This window comes from Mycobacterium pinniadriaticum, assembly GCF_026242045.1.
Taxonomy (GTDB): Bacteria; Actinomycetota; Actinomycetes; order Mycobacteriales; family Mycobacteriaceae; genus Mycobacterium; species Mycobacterium pinniadriaticum.
Genome location: NZ_JAPJDO010000084.1, coordinates 1 through 4,654 on the forward strand (window position 1 = coordinate 1; position 4,654 = coordinate 4,654).

Consider the following 4,654-nt stretch of genomic DNA (forward strand, 5'->3'; position numbering starts at 1 on the left):
CTGGCGCTGCTGGCAGGACAACACCACCTACGACCCCACCAAACATCGCGCCCTCCAGAAGCTGATCAACCACGATCAACCCGGGGCGGCTTGACACAGGGCAACTCATGCCGCCACGCTTGCGGTCCAACTGGCGCTTGAGCAGACCAACCTGTCCACTCTCGGTGTACGCATCGAACTTGCGGTCGGCAAGTAGTCCAGCGGGGATGGAACGGCGCAGCTCGTTGCGGATGGCCGAGGAGCTGGTGGTGAAGCGTTGGATCGCCTTACCGTGTGCGGCCACGTCGAACTCGCTGAGCCCGCTGGCATCCAGACGCTCGGCGATCGAAGCAGCGGCCACCCCACGATCGAACGCCAGGCTGGCGTCTTCGGCCACCACGTTGCCGGCGAGAATCTGCTGCCGTGCGTGGGACATGTCCGCCAGGGCAAGCGGCTCGACGTGCCGCAGCAGCGCGACCCATCGCTCGATGGTCGCCACTGATTCCAGCTTGCGGGCGGCTCGTCCAGTCCACCACTGCGCGATGAATCCGTCGCGGAGGATGTCGGCGCCGGTCATCTGCGCCAGCTGCGTCCATCCCGTTGACCACGCCTGTAGCACTGGTGCGAACGCGCCTGAGGGATGCGCGCTGTAGAACGTACGCAGATCCGCAACGCGTGGATGCGAAGGCTGCGCTGACAGACTCTGTCCGATCCGCCGCACCGCGGCGACCGTTGCCGAGAGGTGGGCGGCATCCGCGTCAATGAGCGGGTTCCATGGATGGTCGAACACTGGTACCGGCAGAACGGAAACCCGACGCCGGAGATCCGCGATGACGGCGTGACTTTGTTGAAGTTGCTCAGTGAGCGTCGACAGCGCCTTCAGGCCGACCGTGGCTTGATCCACCGCCAGCACGTCGGCCAGCTGAGCGAGTACTGCTCGGCGGCGCTTCTTGCGACCGAAGAACCCTGATTCGTCGGCTGCTACCGCCGCCGCGTGAATGGCCGGGACGTCGAGGTCCACGACCGCCGGCGTCACGGTGGACAACCATTCCGGTCTGGTTTGGTGCAGATGCGCCAGCAATTGTTCTATACCGGCGAGATGCGCCTGGCCCCGCGGGGTGTGCAGCTCATCCACGGCGGCCAGCGGATAGCGCGGTTCCGCCGTCAGCCGGGTCCATCCGTCGACGTCACCGGGGTTGCCGTACTTGGCAAGGACCTCCAACGCGATCCCACCCGCCTGCAACTCGGCCAGCGCGTTGTCGAACGCAACTGCCGCGGCATGAATCCGGGCCGGTTCAAGGCCAGTCAGCGGCACCCGATCGACGAACGCCCATGGGTGGTCGGGGCGCGGCCGAGCGTCGTCAACTTTCTCGGGAAGGGTGCGCAGTGCCTGTGCGACGTTGTCGAAGACCGTTGGATCACTATTGGTGACAAGGCTTCTCGGCACCGCAAGTGGTGTCACGTCTTGATCCGCCGCCAGCTCAGAGGACCTCGCGGTGTATAGCGACTGACCCACCGCGTTCTGCTGATGCAGCCGGTCGGCGTAGCGGGCCAAGCTGTGTCGGCTGGATTCGGCCACTTGCAGCTTGGTCTTCAACAGATCGGCGTCGTGGCTGAGCCGCAGCTCCAGCGCGTGCTTGATCTGGGCTCGCACGGCGGTCGGACGAGCGGCCTTATCATGAATATCCAGCGAAAGCTCACCTAGCCCGACACTTTCCAGACGTTTCTTCACCACGTCGAGAGCCGCGCGCTTCTCGGCGACGAACAGGACTCGCCGCCCCATTTTCATCGCATGTGCGAGCAAGTTGGTGATCGTCTGCGACTTGCCCGTTCCAGGCGGTCCTTCCAATACGAAGGTGCGTCCTCCGACGGCGTCAGCGACCGCACGCAACTGCGATGCGTCGGCTGGCACCGGCACGGTGGTACCGAGTTCATCGAGATTCGGCTCCGCGAGGGCGGTAACAGAGTCGACAAACGGATTCTGCGGATTCTCGATGAGATGGCGAACCAAGCTGTTGCGGGACAGCTCTTCCCATGATTCGTCGAGGTCCTTCCACAGCGGGAACTTCGCGAACTGCAGGATCGATAGGTGCACGGTGTCTTCGACCCGGAACGGCAGCTGTGCATCCGCGACGGCTTGGCGGACAGCGTTGAACGTGCCCGTCAGGTCAATGCCCGATGCGTCTTCGTCCGGCTGGGCCAGAGCCGGGATCTCGAGCCCGAGTGACGTGCGCAGTTTCTCGACGAGGCAGTAGTTCGGCGTCGACATACCCGCCTCGTCCATGGTGAGGACATACCGTTCACCTCGGTTTGTGCTGCTGAGCGTGACAGGTACCAATACCAGCGGTGACTTCAGCTGTCGGTCAGCCAGCTCCCAGCTGAGCATCCCGAAGGCGAGATAGAGGTTGTTGGCGCCCGTCTCTTCGACGATGGTCTTCGCCTTGTTCGCTAGGTATCGCAACTTGCTCTTGTAGGACGCCTCGGTGATGTCGATGTAGGCACTGTGCTTGTCGGCGAGCAGCAGTTCGCGGGTGGGCTCGGGTAGGTCGCGGCCGAATCGGATACCTCGGGCGACATCGACGTTCTGCACCTCGTCTGAGCCAAGCAGCGAGATCTGGGCGCCGGCGTTGATGGCGTCCTCAAAGCGGCTCAGCGCCGGGGCGGGGACTTCGAGACGATAGCCCGCACGGTCGGTGTAGTTGATCAGCTTGTTGCGCAGGCTGAGATCCAATAGAGCGTTCTTCCACTGCCCGATACGGGCAGGCACACCGGCAGCTTGCACCGAGGGTTTCGAGTCGGTAGCTGTGTACGGCGCGATGACCGGACCGGCTCCCGGCGTGTACTCCGAGACGACAACATTGCCGTCAGAGTCGACGGCGCGACTCGGTAGCGGATAGATACCTGCTCGCCGAGCCTGCTGCACATCGGTGACACCGATGATGTCGGTCAGGTCGTCGCCGAGATGCCGGTTGCTCGGCGCACGTCGGGCATCGCCGAACGCCGAATCGGCGGCGGACTGTGTCACCATCGTGGTTTCGACTAGCCCTATGTTCGACAGATCGACCTGGTTCGCGACTTCCATGGGCTCAGTGGTCGACACGTTTGACAGCGCGGCGTTGGTGCGCCAGTAACCCAAGAAGGCATGGCCGCGCAGCAGCCAGATCGTGGAGTTGATGCCGCACTGCTCCAGCACGGCAGCCATCGCCAATGTGGTGTCGAGGCAGGTTCCCAGGCGTCCTTCGAGCACCTCTGCGGGCGTACGAACCTTCTGGCCGATGTCGCCCCAACTTGCTGGAGGTTCGGCGTAACGGATGTCGCTCGCCTTCATGGCGTCGTAAACTGCCCGCACGATCGCATCGACCCGTTCGGGGCTCTCGCTCTGGTACCCGTCGAGCGAGGGGTTACCGGTCGCAGCCTTCAACCGGTCCGAGATGTCGAGCATCAGATCAGCGATGACCGTCGCGTTTGGCTGGATGTATGCCGCCAACATCTCCAAAGCGAGTTGCGGCGGCGTGGCCTTCCATTGGTTGGCGGCCAGGATGTTGACCTCTTTGGCCACCTCCGCGAGTACCGCGCCGGTGTTGTCACGCAGGACAACGCGGATTTCGCCGGGCCGCTGCTCGTCGACGCGCAGCATCGAAGCCGGATCAAGCTTGAGGTCGACCGTGCTCAGCACGGTGGGTTGATGCGCCAGCAAGTCAAGATGGATCTCCGCCGGGCCGCCGTGTGAGCCGTCGGCACTGACCACGTCTACCTCGATGACCGCGCCCTGCCGATCACCTCCCGTGTTGTCCACGATGATGTGGTCGACCACTGGGATACGGCAGTGGGCCATCGCGTAGCTCAGGTCAGTGATGGCGGCAATGTCGATCCGCGGCGCATCCTCGGGCTGCTGCGGCGACGGCGTGGGCACGGGAACGACGGTGGGGGCCAGCGCGTGCTTGCCTGCCGGTGCCGCGGGCGCAACACCCCCCTTGAGCTGGTGGACCCTTTCCGCGACGTCGGTGGCCCCGATGGCGCGCAGCAATAGTTCGGCTGAGTCGATGGCGCGATACGTCTCGGCATCGCTGAACTCTCCAGTGTGTGCCCATTTGTTGCGGACCTCGCGCAACTCCTTGGCGTAGATCTCGGCCTGCCGGGGCATGGCTTTGTTGAAGGGATAGCCGAGTTCACCGAGGCGCTCGGTCATCGCACGCAACATCAGGGCGAGATCGCGGCTCTGGTATTCACCGACCCGGCGGCCACTCGCACTGTCCTTTGCCCGCAGCAAATCGGCCCAGTCGGTGCCCGGCGGGAGCACGCGGTTGAGCACTTGGGTAACAAACGGCGATAGGCCACCGGCGAGCGTGGTGAGCGTGTGCCCAATAAGTGAATGTCGATCAACAGTGTTCACTGCTCTTACCCCTCTGCCTTCGAGACGGTCCGCAATGACCGGGCGTTGCGAGCAAATACCCGTGTCGCATAGCCGGTCACAAAGGCCTGAATATGAAACCACGGACGATACGTCCTGTAAGGATTCTTGCCAGCCCCATTCTGTTCGAAGCCGCGACGGCCTCGACACGAGGCTAGGAGCCTGCTGAATTAGGGGTGTTTGGGGCGGGGTGCCTCAGAGCGCTCTGTGGCGCGTGTGTTCAGTCAGACCCGGAGGTCGACAATTCGAGGGTCACCCCGCCGT

1 protein-coding gene is annotated in these 4,654 nt (G+C 63.7%); it reads right to left on the minus strand.

The annotated features are described in order from the left end of the window. Nucleotides 1–4,372 (minus strand): DUF4011 domain-containing protein (locus ORI27_RS32640; RefSeq protein ID WP_266001387.1); only part of this gene is annotated, 4,372 nt, incomplete at its 3' end. Nucleotides 4,373–4,654: the final 282 nt, after the last annotated feature.